This window comes from Plasticicumulans lactativorans (assembly GCF_004341245.1).
In the GTDB taxonomy this organism is placed as follows: Bacteria; Pseudomonadota; Gammaproteobacteria; order Competibacterales; family Competibacteraceae; genus Plasticicumulans_A; species Plasticicumulans_A lactativorans.
The window spans coordinates 110,981-128,813 of record NZ_SLWY01000003.1 but is presented as its reverse complement, the minus strand read 5'-3'; the positions used below and the strand labels follow the sequence as shown (position 1 = coordinate 128,813).

Genomic DNA, 17,833 nt, shown 5'->3' with positions numbered 1-17,833 from the left:
GCTTACCTGACCACGATCCACGTCAGCAGTCCAAGCAATCCGACGATCATCGCGAACGCGTAGTGGAACAAGTAACCTGATTGGATGTGACGCACTACGGACGCAACCCAGCCAATGGTTCGTGCACTACCGTTGACCAACAGTCCATCAATCAAGCCCGCATCCCCAAACTTCCACAATGCGCTACCCAGTCGACGGCTTCCGTCGGCAAAGAACATCTGGTTGAAATCGTCGAAACCGTATTTGCGCTCAAGTATTTGATGGATCGGCCCTAGTTTAAGACGGATGTGCTCGGCGTACTCCGGGTGCTTCATGTAGATAAACCACGCACTCCACACCCCGGCCATGGCAAGCCAAAAAGGCAACCCCAGGATGCCATGCAATGCAAAGCTAATGGCCCCATGAAAATGCTCTGCCAAATGCGCCAACGCATCATGTTCAGGTGCCACGTATATCACGCCTTCGAAATAACTCCCGAACAGCATTGATCCGATAGTCATCCCTCCGATAAATATCGAAGGAATGGCCAGCATAATCAGTGGCACCGTAACGACAGCAGGCGATTCGTGCGGACGGTGTCCATGCCCATGCTGATGATCATGTCCATCAACATGCCCCCCATGCTCTTCGGCTCCGGCATGCCGAGAATCCCCGGCATGGGAATGCTGGAAGCGTTCTTTTCCGTGAAACACGAGGAAATACATGCGGAACGAGTAGAAAGCGGTTACGAATACGCCCACGATAACTGCAAAATAGGCGAAACCGGAGCCCGGAATGTGGGAGGCTTTTACCGCTTCGATAATACTGTCTTTTGAATAAAACCCTGAAAAACCAGGAAAACCGATCAGAGCCAAGGAACCGATCAAGGATGTAATCCACGTGATGGGCATGTACTTACGCAACCCACCCATCTTGCGCATGTCTTGCTCATGATGCATGCCGATGATGACTGATCCAGCGGCGAGGAAGAGCAGCGCCTTGAAGAAAGCATGCGTCATCAGATGGAAAACGGCAGCTGAGTATGCTGACACCCCGAGGGCCACGGTCATATAGCCCAATTGGGACAATGTCGAATAAGCGACAACTCGCTTTATGTCATTCTGGACAATACCGAGAAGCCCCATGAACAAAGCAGTTATCGAGCCGATGACAAGCACAAAGCTTAGCGCAGTGCTAGACAGTTCGAACAATGGCGACATTCTGGCCACCATGAATATCCCGGCGGTCACCATGGTTGCAGCATGAATCAATGCCGATATCGGAGTAGGGCCTTCCATGGAATCAGGCAGCCACACATGCAAAGGCACTTGGGCAGATTTACCCATTGCCCCAATAAACAGCAGGATGCAGGTAATGGTCATCAGCGACCATTGCCCTCCGCCTATCGAAATAGTCTTATCGGCATATAATGGTGCAGCATGAAAAACATCCGCATAATCGAGGCTATTAAAAAACATCAAAATTGAAGCAATGCCAAGCAGAAATCCGAAATCTCCAACGCGATTTACCAGGAAGGCCTTCATATTTGCGTAAATCGCGGTAGGTCGCTTGTACCAAAAACCGATCAATAGATAGGAAACGACCCCCACCGCCTCCCATCCGAAGAACAGCTGCAAAAAATTGTTTGACATCACCAACATCAGCATTGAAAACGTAAAAAGCGATATATAAGAAAAAAATCGCTGGTAACCATCATCCTCTTTCATGTAACCAATGGTATAGATATGAACCATTAGCGACACAAAAGTCACAACTGTAATCATCATTGCAGTCAATGAGTCTACAAGAAATCCGATCTCCAGCCTGACACCTTCCATCATAGCCCATGTATAAAGAGTTCCATTAAAGTCAGGCTCACCACTGAGAACATGTCGATTAAAAACGACGAGAGACAAAACAAACGAGCCGCCAACACCAAGAATGGTAATCCAGTGTGCCGCACGACGACCAATTTTCTTGCCAAACAAACCAGCAGCAATAGCACCGAACAGAGGCATTAAAACGATGAAGATATATACTGTAAGCATCTTATTCAGCCCTTCATTGTATCTAGGTCGGCGACGTTAATCGTACGGCGATTACGGAACAGTACAACCAGAATCGCCAAGCCGATAGCTGCCTCCGCCGCTGCGACCGTAAGAATGAAGAACACGAACACCTGCCCAGCCGTGTCCCCTAGAAAACGTGAGAAAGCCACAAAATTAAAGTTTACCGATAACAACATCAACTCAATAGACATCAACAGAACAATAATGTTTTTTCGATTCAGAAAAATGCCGGCAACACTCAGACAAAAAAGCAATGCCCCCAAAATAAGATAATCAGTAAGTGTAATCATTCGCACCCCCTCCAGATTCTGTTTAGTCTAAGTTCGGCGAGCATGCATGCATCTCGGCAAGATGCACTCTTTAACAGTCAGTGCAGTCTAAGCCAAAAATCCGGATAGAAGTTTACCCATGTGCGAAATCAACTTGGGTCCTTCTCTCGGCTTATGTTCACGAGCCGAACCCGCCCTTCGCGATTAATACGCACCTGGGCTGCAGGATTTACATATTTGACCCCTTCTCGATGCCGCATCGTAAGGGCGATGGCCGCAATAATTGCCACCAAGAGAATAACTGCAGCAACCTCAAAAGGATACGCATGCATAGTATATAATACCGAACCAAGTTCTCGTGTATTACTGAATCCTTTTGGATAAACCTGCAGAGCAACACCATGAGCATCAGCGCTGGATTGCGATACGATGATTAATATCATTTCAACAGCGATGATCAATGCGATCGTAATTCCCAACGGAGCGTTACGCACAAAACCTTCTCGCAGCGGAGCTGTATTAATATCAAGCATCATTACGACAAAAAGAAACAAGACCATTACTGCGCCGACATAAACCAACACCAACGTGATAGCTAGAAATTCCGCCTGCAGCAACAACCACAACCCAGAACTCGTAAAAAACGCGAGGACCAAGAATAACGCAGCATGCACAGAATTGCGGACCGTGATCACACGGACGGCTGAAAAAAGCAATATTGCAGAGAAAAAATAAAACAAGAATTTTTCAAAGCCCATTTTTATAGACCCGCCATATACTCAGGAAACAATGGGGTGTGCAGAATTAACAAAACATCAGCGATACCGTGCATCAGCGGCACGATCACTGGCAATTTGCTTTTCGTGGTGATCACCATGCGTTAATAACTTTGCTTTGGTCATGATTTGGTCACCGCGATTTTCAAAATGATAATCAAACACCCGGGTCTCGACAATGGAGTCCACCGGGCAGGACTCTTCACAAAATCCACAAAATATGCACTTGAACAAGTCAATATCGTATCTGGTCGTGCGGCGCGTACCATCGGCACGCTGTTCCAGATCAATGGTAATAGCCAATGCCGGGCACACCGCCTCACACAGTTTGCAAGCGATACAGCGCTCCTCGCCATTTGGATAACGACGGAGCGCGTGCAAGCCACGAAACCGCGGTGATTGCGGAGTTCTCTCTTCGGGATACTGGATCGTGAATTTCTTCGAAAACAAGTATTTGCCAGTCAAGCGCAACCCGATGAACAACTCCCAGAGTAAAAAACTCTTCAAATAGTGTTTGATTGTGCTCATTGCAGCCAACCTCACGCGAACCACGGACGAAGATTAGCCAGTATTGCCAACCCTTCAACGAATAGCCAAACCAAGGTTACTGGTATAAACACCTTCCAACCCAAACGCATGATCTGGTCATATCGATATCGAGGGAAAGTCGCCCGGAGCCAAAGAAAGAGAAACAAAAACAACGACGTCTTGAGAATCAGCCAAACAGCACCTGGTATCCAGGAAAATACTACACTCAGAACCGGAATACCCTCAAAAGGAGAAAGCCATCCGCCGAGAAACATGATTGCGGCAAGCGCCGAAATCAGGATCATATTGGCGTACTCAGCCAAGAAAAAGACGGCGAACGTCATTCCCGAGTATTCGACGTGGAAACCCGCAACAATCTCCGACTCTCCCTCAGCCACATCAAAAGGTGCTCGGTTTGTTTCAGCTACACCAGATATGAAATAGACAACAAACAGTGGTAGCAGCGGGAGCCAGTACCAGCACAACAATCCGCCTTGCTGTGCTTTTACGATTTCATTGAGATTTAAGCTACCCGCGGCCATCAAGACTCCGACCAATGCGAAGCCCATTGCAATTTCATAGGCAACGATCTGCGCAGCCGAACGCATTGCGCCAAGAAATGCGTATTTTGAATTGGATGCCCATCCAGCAATAATGACGCCATAGACACCCAGCGATGTCATTGCCAGAACGTACAGAAGCCCGGCGTCAATGCTTGAAATCTGCATCTGATCGCCAAACGGCACCACCGCCCACGCGGCCAAAGCTGGGCCGATAGATAACACCGGACCGAGTACAAACAGGAATCGATTCGCACCCGATGGAATTACCACTTCTTTCAACATTAACTTCAGCGCATCGGCGATCGGTTGAAGCCAACCTCCTGGACCCACACGGTTAGGCCCTAAGCGCACTTGTATATATCCGATAATCTTGCGCTCGGCGTATGTTAGATACGCAACTGATAACATCAGCGGAGCGACGACAGCTACAATTTTCAGTACGATCAGCGCAAGGGTCCAGGCTATTTCCACGGTTTCAATCCTGCTGGTTCTATATAGTATTCTGGTAACTCACGCTGCAAGCCCGTACAGCTTGGCGGAGCAGCCCCCCCTATAAATTGCCTTCAGGCACATCGAACTTCGATAGACCCAAACCATTCTCCAAGCGCAGCGGTTTCCGCTATGCAAGCGGGCACCCAGACGGCACCGTCTGCGATGGAACTATCAATGCGCACTCGCAGTTTCACGCTCCCTTTACCTTGGCTGACGACTGCTTCGTCATTTTCATTAAGCTGCAGTCGCGTTGCCAACGCCGGATTGATTCGCACTTCCGGCACTGTCGCAAGTTGCGTTTGCTGCAGCGGCACCGCTCTACGAACGACTGCATCGCAGGAATAGACTGGCGCCTCGGCAATGCGCTCCAACTGATCAGGTTGTGCACGGTATTCCGTCACGAGCAAATCCGGTTTTGGCGCAAGGTTTGCCGGTTGAATAGTAGGTGCCACGCTACAGTCATCGTGCATATCTTTAATGATCTGGTCTGATGACGTGTACTCAAAACCTTCCAAACCCAGCACATTGGCCATTACTCTAGATACTTTCCAGACTGGACGAGACTCCCCAACCGACCGGACGCCGCCCGCACTACTGGTTTGCCAATTTCCTTCGATATTAACTAGGGTACCACCCGATTCGGCATAAGCGCTGATCGGCAGAATACAAGTCGCAACTCGGTCAAGCACGCCACCGGGGCGCAGGTAACTGGTCAACGCCAGCACTTCCTGAGCCGAGCCAATCGCCTCTGATGCCAATCCTGGATTTATGCAATCAAATTCCGGCTCAATACCAATCAATACATAAGCCTTAAGCTTTTTCGAAAACATTGCCTGCGTATCAAGCCCCACGTTTTCTAATAATTTAGCGCCCGGACCGCGACAAGGAAGAACCCCAGCCATTACGGCTCCAGAAGCATTCGCGCCATCTCCAATATAAGCTACTGACGTACCTGTTTGATTCGAGATAAACTGCACAAGCGATCGCAAATCACTGTACGCGGGGTGCGCGATTGCCAACTGGCCGAATATAATCAGCGACCGCCGGCCATTGCTTAGCGCGTCTGCTATAACCCATTCGTTGTCTTTTTCTTCATTCAGAGGTTCATTTGAAATCGCTTTCTTCCCGGTTTTTTCAGCAACCATTAAAGCCACGCGCCTTAAGGAGGCTAACATCTCCGAGGGGCGAGCCGTGATTTTCGTTGTTAACGGGAAAGCAAATCCAAAATCACGCGGATTAATTGCGAAAACATGTGCACCGCGCATGGCTGCCTTTCGCAGGCGGTGCGCGAGCATAGGTTGTTCCATACGGATATTAGTTCCAATCAATAATATATTATCAATATGCTCTAGGTCTGCGATTGACATCTCAAGAGATGGGTACACAACATTTTCTGGATCGTTTGAAAAATCAACTTGACGGAGTCGGTGATCAATATTGAAAATCCCTAGCGTACGGGCAAATTTCTGTACCAGATAAAGATCTTCGAGAGCCAGATTAGGGGATGCCAAGACACCAACCTGCTCTGCTCCGTATGTTCCGATAATTTTTTTGATCCCACGCGTAGCGAACTGAACCGCAGTCTCCCAATCAGTCGCATGCAACTCGGCCTCTACCCGCACCATGGGCTTCTGAACTCTGTCTTCGCTATAAAGGCCTTGGTAGCTAAAGCGGTCGCGATCAGACAGCCATATCTCGTTTATCTGCTCATTTTCGCGGGGCACAACGCGCACAATATGTCCCCGACGCAGATGAAGGTAGGTATTTGACCCAACTGCATCATGTGTCGCTATGCTGGGATGCTGCACAATCTCCCACGCACGTGCTTTATAGCGCGATGGCTTAGCTGTTAACGCACCAACCGGGCAAAGATCTATGACATTGCCGGAAAGTTCAGAGGTCAAGCTTGTTTTGATATAGGTTCCGATTTCTGTATGCTCACCGCGCCCCGTAGCTCCCAACTCTCTACAGCCAGCAATTTCCTCACCAAAACGCACACATCGCGTGCAATGTATGCACCGGGTCATTTCAGTTGAAATTAGAGGGCCAATATCCTTGTCTTTTACAACCCTCTTGCGCTCGACAAAGCGCGACACATCCCCGCCATATCCCATGGAAACGTCTTGGAGTTCACACTCTCCGCCTTGATCGCATATAGGGCAATCTAGCGGATGATTAATGAGCAAAAACTCCATTGTTCCTTTCTGTGCCGCAATCGCTTTGGCTGATTGCGTATACACTTTCATTCCATCCATCACTGGCGTAGCGCAAGCCGGAAGTGGTTTTGGTGCTTTCTCGACCTCAACCAAACACATCCGACAGTTGGCTGCCACCGAAAGTTTTTTATGATAGCAAAACCTTGGAACTGTAATTCCTGCCTTATCGGTAATCTCGATAAGCATTTGTCCTTTTTTTGCTTCGAGAGGAACCCCGTCCACTTCGATTTTGATCAAATCGTCATTCATTCTTAAGCACCTGCCTCTAATAGTTCTATGGTTCGTGCGAAACTCAGCTTATGCGACCGCAACTTCAGATCCATTGATCAAACTACGTTTATGCTCAATGTAGTACTGAAACTCATGACGATAATGTTTGATAAAACTTTGTACTGGCATTGCGGATGCATCGCCTAAGGCACAAATGGTGCGCCCCATAATGTTTCCCGCCACACGATCAAGCAACTCGAGATCTTCCGATCGTCCTTTACCATCAACAATTCGCGAAAGCACACGAAACATCCATCCCGTTCCCTCTCGGCAGGGAGTACATTGACCACAAGACTCCGAATAATAAAACCGCGAGATGCGCTGCAGTACTTTTACCATATCGGTAGTTTCATCCATGACGATGACGGCCCCTGAACCCAACATTGAGCCGGCACCTTTTGAGATGGAATCATAGTCCATATTTAACTTTATCATGATTTCCCCAGGCACAACCGGGACTGAGGAGCCACCGGGAATTACCGCCTTGAGTTTACGCCGTTTCCACACTCCTCCTGCAAGCGCCAAAAGTTCACTAAAAGATGTGCCCAGTCTTATTTCGAAGTTCCCCGGGTTTTCAACATGCCCTGACACAGAGAAAATTTTGCTGCCTCCTGCCCCAGGAATGCCTAAATCTGCGAACCACTGTGCCCCATTGCGCACTATATATGGCACTGATGACAATGACTCTGTATTGTTTATTGTTGTCGGACGTCCGTACAGGCCATAGGTTGCGGGAAACGGCGGCTTATATCGAGGCTGTCCTTTTTTACCCTCCAATGATTCCAGCAACGCTGTTTCTTCACCGCAAATATAAGCACCCGCCCCTAAAGTCGGGTATAAATCAAAATCAACTCCAGAGCCTTGAATGTTTTTACCCAAAAGACCGGCTGCATAAGCGGCTTTTACTGCTTGCTCAAATCGAATGAACGGTTCATCCATGAACTCTCCACGCATGTAGTTATAACCGACTGTTGCACCAATCGCAAAACCAGCTATTGCCATTCCTTCTACGAGGGCATGCGGATTAAATCTAAGAATATCGCGATCTTTACAAGTACCTGGTTCAGATTCATCAGAATTACATACAATATATTTTTGCCCTGAAATGTTGCGTGGCATGAAACTCCATTTCAACCCAGTAGGAAATCCAGCCCCACCACGACCTCGCAGACCCGACGCCTTAACTATCTCAATGACTTGGTCCGAGCTGAGTTCGCCATTTAGTATCCGCTTCCAAGCCACATACCCGCCAAGCGCCAAATATGTCTCATAAGACCACGGATTGTCATGGCTACGCGTGGAATAGATGACCTCATTCAGCATGATAGTTACTCCAAGCTATCGAGAATATGTTCAACCTTCTCTGCTGTAAGATTCTCGTAGTAAACATGATCAACTTGCATCATCGGTGCATAGGCACAAGCAGCAAGGCATTCCTCCTCTTTTTTCAAATAGATTCTACCGTCAGAAGTGCTTTCACCTAGAGAGATTCCGAGTTTCTTTTCGATAAAGCTCAGCACTTCATCCGAGCCGCGCAGCATGCATGAAATATTGGTGCAAACGGCAACATGATGACGACCAACGGGCTTCGTTTCGTACATCGAATAAAAAGTTGCCACCTCATAAACTGCTATAGGTGGTAGATTAAGACGAAATGCTATTGCATCCATGAGATCGACGGTAAGATAACCATGGTTCTCATGCTGCGCGACCCTTAGTGCCGCCAGTAATGCCGACTGTTGTCGATCAGCAGGATAACGCGACAACCACTCGTCAATCTCTTCCCATGCATGGGCAGACAAAGCTTCTGATTTTTTCTTATTCATCAGCGATCAATCTCCCCGAACACAATGTCTTGCGTACCGATTATGGCAACAACATCAGCCAGCATATGGCCGCGCACCATTTCGTTAATCGAAGACAAATGAGTAAATCCGGGTGCACGCACCTTTACTCGGTATGGTTTGTTCGCCCCATCAGAAACGAGATAAACGCCGAATTCTCCTTTTGGATGCTCAACGGCAGCATAAACCTCACCAGCCGGAACGCAGTATCCCTCGGTAAAGAGCTTAAAATGATGGATAAGTGCCTCCATCCCCTCTTTCATCTCTGCTCGAGACGGAGGAGCCACTTTGCGGTCATTAAGCATCACCGGCCCAGGATGATCTTTCAACCATTTTACACACTGACGGATAATTCTATTGGATTGACGCATTTCCTCGATGCGAACCAAATAGCGATCATAGCAATCACCATTTTGTCCTATCGGAATATCGAAGTCCAAGCGGTCATAAATTTCGTATGGTTGCTTACGACGCAAATCCCAAACAATTCCGGACCCGCGAAGCATTGGCCCGGTAAACCCAAGCTGCAATGCTCGCTCAGGAGGCACCACACCGATCCCTACCGTTCGCTGTTTCCATATTCGGTTATCGGTAAGCAACGTTTCATACTCATCGATCCTGGCTGGGAACCGCTGTGTGAACGCGCCAATGAAATCCAGCAGACTTCCTTGGCGCGTTTGGTTCAATTCATCAACATCACTTTTAGAATGTTTTGACGAAGCCGCATATTCATAACACGGCATTGAGTCGGGCAAATCACGATAAACCCCACCGGGGCGATAGTAGGTTGCATGCATGCGCGCCCCAGATACCGCTTCGTAGCAATCCATCAAATCTTCACGTTCACGAAACGCATAAAGAAATACCGTCATTGCTCCGATATCAAGAGCGTGCGCACCGAGCCACATCAAATGGTTAAGAATTCGTGTAATTTCATCAAACATTACGCGTATATACTGCGCGCGCTCCGGCGGCGTTATATTTAATAGCTTTTCGATAGCAAGAACATATCCATGCTCATTGCACATCATCGACACATAGTCGAGTCTATCCATGTAACCTATGCTTTGATTGAATGGCTTGCTTTCAGCAAGCTTTTCTGTGCCTCTATGTAGCAGACCAATATGCGGGTCAGCTCGCTGGATTACTTCACCGTCCATTTCTAAGACTAATCGAAGCACACCATGCGCTGCGGGGTGTTGTGGACCAAAATTGAGTGTATAATTTCTGATTTCGGGCATACTAACATCCCCACATCAAGATTCTGCAATATAACGATGGTCGCGCCTAATTACCCGTGGCACAAGGACTCGCGGCTCTATGGAAACAGGCTCATACACTACGCGCCCACGCTCACCATCGTAGCGCATTTCCACATTGCCTATCAGCGGAAAATCTTTACGGAAAGGAAACCCAACAAATCCATAATCCGTGAGGATTCGCCTGAGATCCGGGTGACCTTCAAAGACAATGCCGAACAAATCAAACGCTTCTCGCTCATACCAGTTAGCTGACGCCCAGATATCTGTTACAGAGGGAATAACTGGCAGGTCGTCATCTTTTGCAAATACGCGTACGCGGAGCCGTTCGTTACGCGAGACAGACAGAAGTTGATACACAGCGGCAAAACGCGAAGCGCCGGAACATCCGTCAACTGCGCACTGTACAGACCCGGCGCTGCGCCCAGGGGCACACTCTATTACGCCACGACTGAAACCACGCGAGGTCGTGTCATCAGTGGCCCACTCGGCCACTCCGTATGCAGAATAATCTACGCCGGCAATATCGATTAGCTGTTCATAACAACACTCCGGATCTTCTCGCAGCGATTCGAATATTGCATGAGAATGATCAGGAGAAATTTCTACAGTAAGTTGCCCAACTGTTGCAGAATCAACAACCGACAACATCCCAGGGAAACGTATTGAAAGTAGTTCCGCGTGATGCTCAGCACTCTTTTTCATACCCCGCCCTCTTACCGCGCAATCGTATTAGTACGCTTAATCTTATTTTGCAGCTGCACAATTCCATATAACAGTGCTTCAGCGGTAGGCGGACACCCTGGCACATACACATCCACTGGCACAATTCGGTCACATCCCCGAACTACAGAATATGAATAATGATAGTAGCCTCCACCGTTTGCGCAGGACCCCATCGAAATGACCCAGCGTGGCTCAGCCATTTGGTCATATACTTTACGAAGCGCTGGAGCCATTTTATTGACCAAAGTCCCGGCTACAATCATGACATCTGATTGCCGCGGACTCGGTCGAAACACAATCCCAAAGCGGTCAAGATCGTAGCGTGATGCCCCTGCATGCATCATCTCTACAGCACAACAGGCCAAACCGAAAGTCATGGGCCACATCGACCCCGTTCTAGCCCAGTTGATAAGTTTATCGGCGCTGGTAGTTATAGCTCCTTTCTCAAAAACCCCCTCTATTCCCATTCCAAGGCCCCCTTTTTCCATTCATAAATAAAGCCAACAACCAAGACACCAAGAAATATCGCCATGGCCACAAATCCGAACAACCCAACATTATCGAGAGAAATAGCCCAAGGAAAAAGAAATGCTATTTCTAAATCAAAAATTATAAACAGAATTGCAACCAGATAATATCTAACATCAAATTTCATGCGCGAATCTTCAAAAGCTTCAAATCCACATTCATAAGGTGATAATTTTTCACTATCTGGATGTCGGGGACCCAGTATAAAACCAATGGCTATTGGACCAACTCCAACCAGAATTCCAACCACGACAAAAATCAGAATGGGAAGATAAGTCTCCAACATCACCCCACCTCAGTGTATATGTTTCAAGAAATCGAGTTGTTTGCATGGAGTCCATTGAGCGAACTCCGGAGTATCGTCCAAAAAAAGAGCATCTATTGAAGATGCTCGTAAGAATATTTGGTGCCGACGGCCGGACTCGAACCGGCACAGCATTAGCCACTACCACCTCAAGATAGCGTGTCTACCAATTCCACCACGTCGGCAAGATTCATGTACAGTTACTTCTTGTTCGTAGTTGCCTGATCCGGTTGAGGTATATCCGAAACTTTAGGCGAGACAAGCTTATCTGGTTTATCCGAAACAGACACCTCAGTTTTGACCACGCTTTGAGGCGACGATGTCATGGTCATCGCATAGGCTAGCAATAAACTCACCGCAAAGAAAGCGGTGGCTAACACTGAGGTGGTCCGGCTTAAAAACGATGCCGCCCCTCTTGCACCAAAAACCGTAGCGGAAGCACCGCTTCCGAACGCAGCTCCTGCATCGGCTCCTTTGCCTTGCTGCATCAATACCAAAGCTATCAACAGCAGCGCGACAAGCACATGGACAAACAACAACACTGTGTACATCAGAATCTGCCTATAGTCAAAGGCCTCCGCTCTAGCGACCTTCTGGCGCTTACTCTATACCAGCCGGGCCGCTACGCGCAGTAGGCTAATCGCGATGCTCAGTAAATGCAACGCCCAAGTCAGCTCAAAACCTCCTTGACAGCGCCGGCAAGCTGATTCGCGAGCGAACTCACAAGCGCATGATCCTCCCCCTCCACCATCACACGGACAACGGGCTCGGTACCTGAAGCTCGAAGCAAGACACGTCCTCGACCCATCATTGCATGCTCAGCCTCTTCGACAAGCTTTGTAATCCTATGATCACCAGACCAAGGTTGTTGTTTCGCGATGGGTACATTGACCATCACCTGTGGGTATTTCTGCATCCCTTGCTTGAGTTCGCTCAGAGAACAATCACTGCTGACCATAGCCGCAAGCACCTGCAGGGCTGACACGATACCATCCCCTGTCGTCGTTCGGTCGAGACATATCAGATGCCCCGAACCCTCGCCTCCCAGGTTCAGACCGAACTGTTGCAGCGCCTCCATAACATACCGATCCCCGACCTTCGTGCGGTGCAAGGTGACACCAAGATCGTGCAGAGCATTTTCTAACCCGAGGTTGCTCATCTGCGTGCCCACCACGCCAGAGCCCTGCAGCACCTGTCGACGAAGCCGATCTCTGGCAATGATGAAAAGCAATTCATCTCCATCGACCAACTCTCCCGCCGAATCGACCATTATGACGCGATCACCATCACCATCAAACGCGATCCCGAGATCCGCGCGCTCTGTCAGTACAGCTGCACGCAATGCTTCCGGGCTTGTCGATCCGCATCTTAAATTGATGTTCAATCCATCTGGTTTAGCACCTATAGTTGAGACTTTAGCCCCCAGTTCGGCAAATACGCTTGGGGCGACATGATAAGTCGCACCATTTGCGCAATCGATAACAATACGCACACCAGAGAGATCAAGCGGCGCGGGCACAGTACTCTTGCAGAACTCGATGTAACGCCCGGCGGCGTCCACCACGCGCTCCGCCTTTCCCAAATCCCGGGCTGGCACTGTTGTCATCGACTGCTCAAGCAGTGACTCTATTGCGAACTCCACCTCATCTGGCAACTTAAATCCGTTTCGCGAAAAAAATTTTACCCCATTATCGTCATAGGGATTATGAGAAGCACTAATAACGATCCCTGCATTCGCATGAAGCGTTCGCGTCAAATAAGCAATACCTGGCGTCGGCATAGGACCAAGAAGCGCTATATTGACACCTGCCGCCGAAAGTCCGGCCTCCAAAGCCGATTCAAACATGTACCCCGATATTCTTGTATCTTTACCAATCAATACCTTGCTTGCTCCATGCCCAGCAAATACACGCCCCGCCGCCCATCCGAGTCTCAGCATAAAATCTGCGGTAATTGGCGAATCACCAACACGCCCACGAATGCCATCCGTTCCAAAAAATCGACGCTGCATCACCACATCCCCAAAAAAATCGAGATCAATTTAGTTATCTAAATACTACCAAGCCCAGGCAGACACTTTCTATCACCGCATGCCCAGCATTATTGCCCCTCTACAGAACAATCAAAATCTTAATTATAAATAATGATCTGACATAAGATTCGACAAACAAAAGCCTTTAATCACCTATCAACTGCGACACATGCCCGTAATATTTTCAGCCCTTGAATCGTTTCGAAGACGTCATGTGCACGAACGACCTTGGCTCCGCCTTGAACTGCGAGCATCGCTGCCACCACACTGCCAACTGTTCTTTTTTCGACTTCCACATCAAGAACCGAACCAATCATCGATTTTCTTGACAATCCCACCAGTACAGGCATACCAATACCCGCAATTATCCTAAGTCTTTTTAACAATAAGTAGTTATGTTCGCAGGTTTTGCCAAATCCAAATCCTGGGTCTAGCAAGATTGACTCCCGCGACACTCCATGTCGCAAGCATGTCGCCAAACGCCCTTCAAGGTACGAACGCACTTCATCAACCACATTTGCATAGTGCGGTTGCACCTGCATTGTGTCAGGAGTCCCTTGCATGTGCATTAGGCAAACGCCGACCTTGGCAGTTGCGCAAATATCAATTGCACCCGGCGCGTGCAAAGCCTCGACGTCGTTAATGATATCCGCGCCAGCGTCAATCACAGCTTTCATCACATCAGCGTGCCGCGTATCTACAGAAATTGGCACAGGAAGTGAAGCTGCGGCCAAATGCTGAACCACTGGAACTATCCGGTTCAATTCCACGGCAACCGCTGGCCGAACCGCCCCTGGCCGGGTAGATTCGCCACCGATATCGATGATCGCCGCACCTTCATCAATCATCTGCCATGCGCGATCCAAGGCACTTTCCACATCCATGTAGCGGCCACCATCAGAAAACGAATCGGGGGTCACATTAAGGACCCCCATCACACGCGGCTCGGATAAATCTACCGCCTTGTTTCTGCATATAAACTTCATCAATCAGCACTCAGTGCTGCTGGGCAACCCCTCCAATCGTTCCATCTCCGGTCTTCTCGCCCTCACCGGACGAACCCGAGTGCGAACCCGTGCTGTTCGGGGGTTCATTCTCGGACAGCACATCTTTAGGCGGCCGCAACTCCCGCCCCATCATAATATCGTCGATTTGATCGGAGTCGATCGTCTCATATTTCATCAGGGCTTCTGCCATCTGATGCAACTGGGCCATTCGATCACGCAATATCTGTTCTGCCCGCATATAGTTTCTATCAATGACGGAGCGTATTTCTTCATCGATCACGTGCGCTGTTTCATCGGAAACATTCTTATGCCTCGTCACCGATCGCCCCAGGAAGACCTCACCATCGTCCTCACTATAGGTAAGAGGGCCCAAACGCTCAGACAAACCCCACTTCGTAACCATGTTGCGGGCGATTTCGGTCGCTCTCTCGATATCATTCGATGCTCCGGTCGTAACAAACTCAGGACCAAAAATGAGCACCTCGGCAATTCGTCCACCAAACAGGCTGGATATCTGACTTTCCAATCGCTGCTTGCTGTAACTGTAGCGATCCTGTTCGGGCAGAAACATCGTCACGCCTAAAGCCCGTCCGCGCGGAATTATGCTCACCTTGTATACCGGATCATGATCTGGGACCAATCTACCCACAATCGCATGGCCGGCTTCATGGTAAGCCGTCAATTTCTTCTCCTGTTCGCTCATGACCATGGACTTGCGTTCAGCCCCCATCATGAGTTTGTCCTTGGCTTTCTCAAACTCCTCCATCCCGACTTCACGACGATTCGATCGAGCGGCGAAGAGAGCCGCTTCATTGACCAAATTGGCAAGATCCGCACCCGAGAACCCCGGCGTTCCTCTTGCAATCAACGACGGTTTCACATCCCCGGCAATCGGAACTTTCCGCATATGCACTTTAAGGATCTGTTCGCGCCCTCTTACGTCGGGCAGTGGGACCACGACCTGCCGGTCAAATCGGCCGGGACGCAGCAGTGCGGGATCCAACACATCCGGCCGGTTCGTCGCAGCGATGACGATGATGCCCTCGTTGCCCTCGAAACCATCCATTTCCACCAGCAACTGGTTGAGCGTCTGCTCACGCTCATCGTGGCCGCCTCCCAATCCCGCTCCACGATGGCGCCCAACGGCATCGATCTCATCGATAAAGATGATGCACGGCGCATGTTTCTTTGCCTGCTCGAACATGTCACGCACACGTGACGCGCCCACGCCCACGAACATCTCGACGAAATCGGACCCCGAAATGCTGAAGAACGGCACCTTAGCCTCACCGGCGATTGCCTTGGCCAGCAAGGTCTTGCCAGTGCCCGGCGAACCGACCATCAGCACGCCTCGCGGAATCTTGCCGCCCAGACGCTGAAACTTTCCCGGATCCCGCAGAAACTCGACGAGCTCCGCGACTTCCTCCTTGGCCTCGTCGACGCCCGCGACGTCGGCGAAAGTCACCTTGATCTGATCTTCGCTCATCATCCGGGCCCGGCTCTTTCCGAAGCTCATGGCCCCGCGCCCGCCTGCGCCCCCCTGCATCTGCCGCAAGAAGAAGACCCATACACCGATCAGCAGCAGCATCGGGAACCAGCTGATGAAGATCTGCATCAGCAGCGACTGCTGCTCTGGAGGACGCCCCTCGATATCGACGTTATTCTCGAGCAGCGTGCCAACCATGGCCTTGTTGTCCGTCTCAGGGCTGTACGTGACAAACTTTTCACCGGTCGAAGTGCGCCCCTGGATCGAGCGTCCATCAATAGCGACATGCGCCACCCGCCCCTGCTTGACCTCTTCGAGGAACTGCGAGTAGCTCAACTGCTGTGAGGGGGCGGTGCGCGGCCCGAAGCTGTTGAAAACAGACATCAAAACAACAGCGATGACCACCCAGAGCAGGATGTTTTTTACCATGTCGTTCAAGGCCAGTACCTCCTAGGGCAATACACTCGGCGTCGACCGCCAGCGCGGCCTGCCCTTTGGTTCGACCTTACTACAGGCGATAGTTCCTCGCTAGGAGGTACAGTTCCGCGCTCCGCGCGCGCGAAGCCTTCGGTTTACGCGAGTTTACGGTGGCAAAGCTCCCCCGCAGGTCACGCAGCAAGGCATCGAAGCCCTCCCCCTGGAACACCTTGACCAAAAAGTCGCCCCCCGGGCGCAGGGCGCCGCGCGCGAACTCGACGGCAAGCTCGACGAGATGCATGGCGCGGGGTTGATCGACAGCACGCATGCCACTCGTATTCGGGGCCATGTCGGACAGCACGAGGTCGACGTGCCGTCCCGCGAGTCGCCGGAGCAAGGCATCGTAGACGGACTGCTCCCGGAAGTCCCCCTGGATGCACTCGACTCCTGCCAACGCATCCATCGGCAGCACATCGAGCGCCACGACGAGGCCGTCGCCCCCTACGCGCCTGGCGGCGTACTGGGACCACCCGCCGGGAGCGGCGCCGAGATCGACGACCGTCATGCCCGGCCTCATCAACCGGTCTCGCTCGTCGACCTCGCTCAACTTGTACACCGCGCGCGAACGCCACCCTTCCGCCCGTGCGCGCTGCACGTACTCATCCTGGAAATGCTCGCGCAACCAGCGTGCGCTGCTCTTGCTACGCATCCCCACCTCTCTTCTCGACGTATCGAAGCAGAATCCGCCGGGTACGAACGACGACCCAGATCAGTCCGATAATGCCGTAGCCGCCCAGCAAGCCCAACTGGGCGATCCGAACATGGGTTATACGATCAACCACGAGAAGCAACAGCAAACCTATAAACAATATCACCCCGAGATCGAACTTAACGCCGTTGAGAGGACTCGCCGCAACGGAAAATCCCTCTCGTGGCACCTTATTTTTTAAATTATCTTTCACTCAAGCTCTCTTTTTTAAAAAATTTGAATTTCGCCAAGCACATCAATGAGCCTGACTTACCCTCTACCAAAGGGTGCCACCTCACACTTCAATCATTCCATTCTTA

General features: G+C 50.2%; 18 protein-coding genes and 1 tRNA gene. 1 reads left to right on the top strand and 18 read right to left on the bottom strand.

The genetic code is table 11. The features are described from left to right. Nucleotides 1–2 precede the first annotated feature (2 nt). The 18 genes from nuoL to EV699_RS02850 all read right to left on the bottom strand — a co-directional run bounded on the left by nuoL (nt 3) and on the right by EV699_RS02850 (nt 17,420). Nucleotides 3–2,027 carry an NADH-quinone oxidoreductase subunit L gene (gene nuoL, locus EV699_RS02935; protein ID WP_207922985.1) on the bottom strand — a complete coding sequence of 675 codons (2,025 nt, stop codon included), beginning with the start codon at nt 2,025–2,027 and terminating at the stop codon, nt 3–5. A gap of 5 nt (nt 2,028–2,032) precedes the next feature. Then, nucleotides 2,033–2,338, bottom strand: a complete 306-nt coding sequence (nuoK, locus tag EV699_RS02930) for an NADH-quinone oxidoreductase subunit NuoK (protein WP_132538778.1) — start codon at nt 2,336–2,338, stop codon at nt 2,033–2,035. A 128-nt stretch (nt 2,339–2,466) separates the two neighbouring features. After that, nucleotides 2,467–3,075: an NADH-quinone oxidoreductase subunit J gene (locus EV699_RS02925; RefSeq protein WP_132538776.1), complete on the bottom strand. Its 609-nt coding sequence runs from the start codon at nt 3,073–3,075 to the stop codon at nt 2,467–2,469. Nucleotides 3,076–3,132: 57 nt separating this feature from the next. Continuing rightward, nucleotides 3,133–3,621 carry an NADH-quinone oxidoreductase subunit NuoI gene (gene nuoI, locus EV699_RS02920; protein ID WP_132538774.1) on the bottom strand — a complete coding sequence of 163 codons (489 nt, stop codon included), beginning with the start codon at nt 3,619–3,621 and terminating at the stop codon, nt 3,133–3,135. Nucleotides 3,622–3,632: 11 nt separating this feature from the next. Next, on the bottom strand, nt 3,633–4,655 hold the full coding sequence (gene nuoH / locus EV699_RS02915) for an NADH-quinone oxidoreductase subunit NuoH (RefSeq protein ID WP_279389395.1): 1,023 nt from the start codon (nt 4,653–4,655) through the stop codon (nt 3,633–3,635). Nucleotides 4,656–4,747: 92 nt separating this feature from the next. After that, entirely contained in the window at nt 4,748–7,141 is a 2,394-nt protein-coding gene (nuoG, locus tag EV699_RS02910) for an NADH-quinone oxidoreductase subunit NuoG (protein ID WP_132538770.1), read from the bottom strand. 48 nt (nt 7,142–7,189) lie between these two features. Further along, on the bottom strand, nt 7,190–8,485 hold the full coding sequence (nuoF, locus tag EV699_RS02905; protein WP_132538768.1) for an NADH-quinone oxidoreductase subunit NuoF: 1,296 nt from the start codon (nt 8,483–8,485) through the stop codon (nt 7,190–7,192). Nucleotides 8,486–8,490: 5 nt separating this feature from the next. Next, nucleotides 8,491–8,988: an NADH-quinone oxidoreductase subunit NuoE family protein gene (locus EV699_RS02900; RefSeq protein ID WP_132538766.1), complete on the bottom strand. Its 498-nt coding sequence runs from the start codon at nt 8,986–8,988 to the stop codon at nt 8,491–8,493. Next, on the bottom strand, nt 8,988–10,247 hold the full coding sequence (locus EV699_RS02895) for an NADH-quinone oxidoreductase subunit D (RefSeq protein ID WP_132538764.1): 1,260 nt from the start codon (nt 10,245–10,247) through the stop codon (nt 8,988–8,990). Before EV699_RS02895 ends, EV699_RS02900 begins: the two co-directional genes overlap by 1 nt. 15 nt (nt 10,248–10,262) lie before the next feature. After that, nucleotides 10,263–10,970, bottom strand: a complete 708-nt coding sequence (locus EV699_RS02890; RefSeq protein ID WP_132538762.1) for an NADH-quinone oxidoreductase subunit C — start codon at nt 10,968–10,970, stop codon at nt 10,263–10,265. Nucleotides 10,971–10,981: 11 nt separating this feature from the next. After that, on the bottom strand, nt 10,982–11,458 hold the full coding sequence (locus EV699_RS02885; protein ID WP_132538760.1) for a NuoB/complex I 20 kDa subunit family protein: 477 nt from the start codon (nt 11,456–11,458) through the stop codon (nt 10,982–10,984). Then, on the bottom strand, nt 11,449–11,805 hold the full coding sequence (locus EV699_RS02880) for an NADH-quinone oxidoreductase subunit A (RefSeq protein ID WP_132538758.1): 357 nt from the start codon (nt 11,803–11,805) through the stop codon (nt 11,449–11,451). The genes EV699_RS02885 and EV699_RS02880 overlap by 10 nt, the downstream gene beginning before the upstream one ends. Before the next feature lie 118 nt (nt 11,806–11,923). Further along, nucleotides 11,924–12,008: transfer RNA gene (locus EV699_RS02875), tRNA-Leu, on the bottom strand. A 15-nt stretch (nt 12,009–12,023) separates the two neighbouring features. Further along, nucleotides 12,024–12,374: a preprotein translocase subunit SecG gene (gene secG, locus EV699_RS02870; RefSeq protein WP_424450012.1), complete on the bottom strand. Its 351-nt coding sequence runs from the start codon at nt 12,372–12,374 to the stop codon at nt 12,024–12,026. Nucleotides 12,375–12,493: 119 nt separating this feature from the next. Further along, nucleotides 12,494–13,834: a phosphoglucosamine mutase gene (gene glmM, locus EV699_RS02865; RefSeq protein WP_132538754.1), complete on the bottom strand. Its 1,341-nt coding sequence runs from the start codon at nt 13,832–13,834 to the stop codon at nt 12,494–12,496. 170 nt (nt 13,835–14,004) lie between these two features. Beyond that, complete coding sequence (gene folP, locus EV699_RS02860; RefSeq protein ID WP_424450011.1) at nt 14,005–14,844, bottom strand: dihydropteroate synthase; 840 nt, start codon at nt 14,842–14,844, stop codon at nt 14,005–14,007. Between the two features lie 7 nt (nt 14,845–14,851). After that, nucleotides 14,852–16,777, bottom strand: a complete 1,926-nt coding sequence (gene ftsH / locus EV699_RS02855) for an ATP-dependent zinc metalloprotease FtsH (RefSeq protein ID WP_207922987.1) — start codon at nt 16,775–16,777, stop codon at nt 14,852–14,854. 79 nt (nt 16,778–16,856) lie between these two features. Beyond that, nucleotides 16,857–17,420 carry an RlmE family RNA methyltransferase gene (locus tag EV699_RS02850; protein WP_243662539.1) on the bottom strand — a complete coding sequence of 188 codons (564 nt, stop codon included), beginning with the start codon at nt 17,418–17,420 and terminating at the stop codon, nt 16,857–16,859. Between EV699_RS02850 and EV699_RS20160 the strand changes: the two genes are divergently transcribed. Then, nucleotides 17,329–17,715 (top strand): hypothetical protein, encoded by a 387-nt coding sequence (locus tag EV699_RS20160; RefSeq protein ID WP_243662546.1) that lies wholly within the window; start codon nt 17,329–17,331, stop codon nt 17,713–17,715. The two genes, EV699_RS02850 and EV699_RS20160, sit on opposite strands and share 92 nt — an antisense overlap. Nucleotides 17,716–17,833 lie beyond the last annotated feature (118 nt).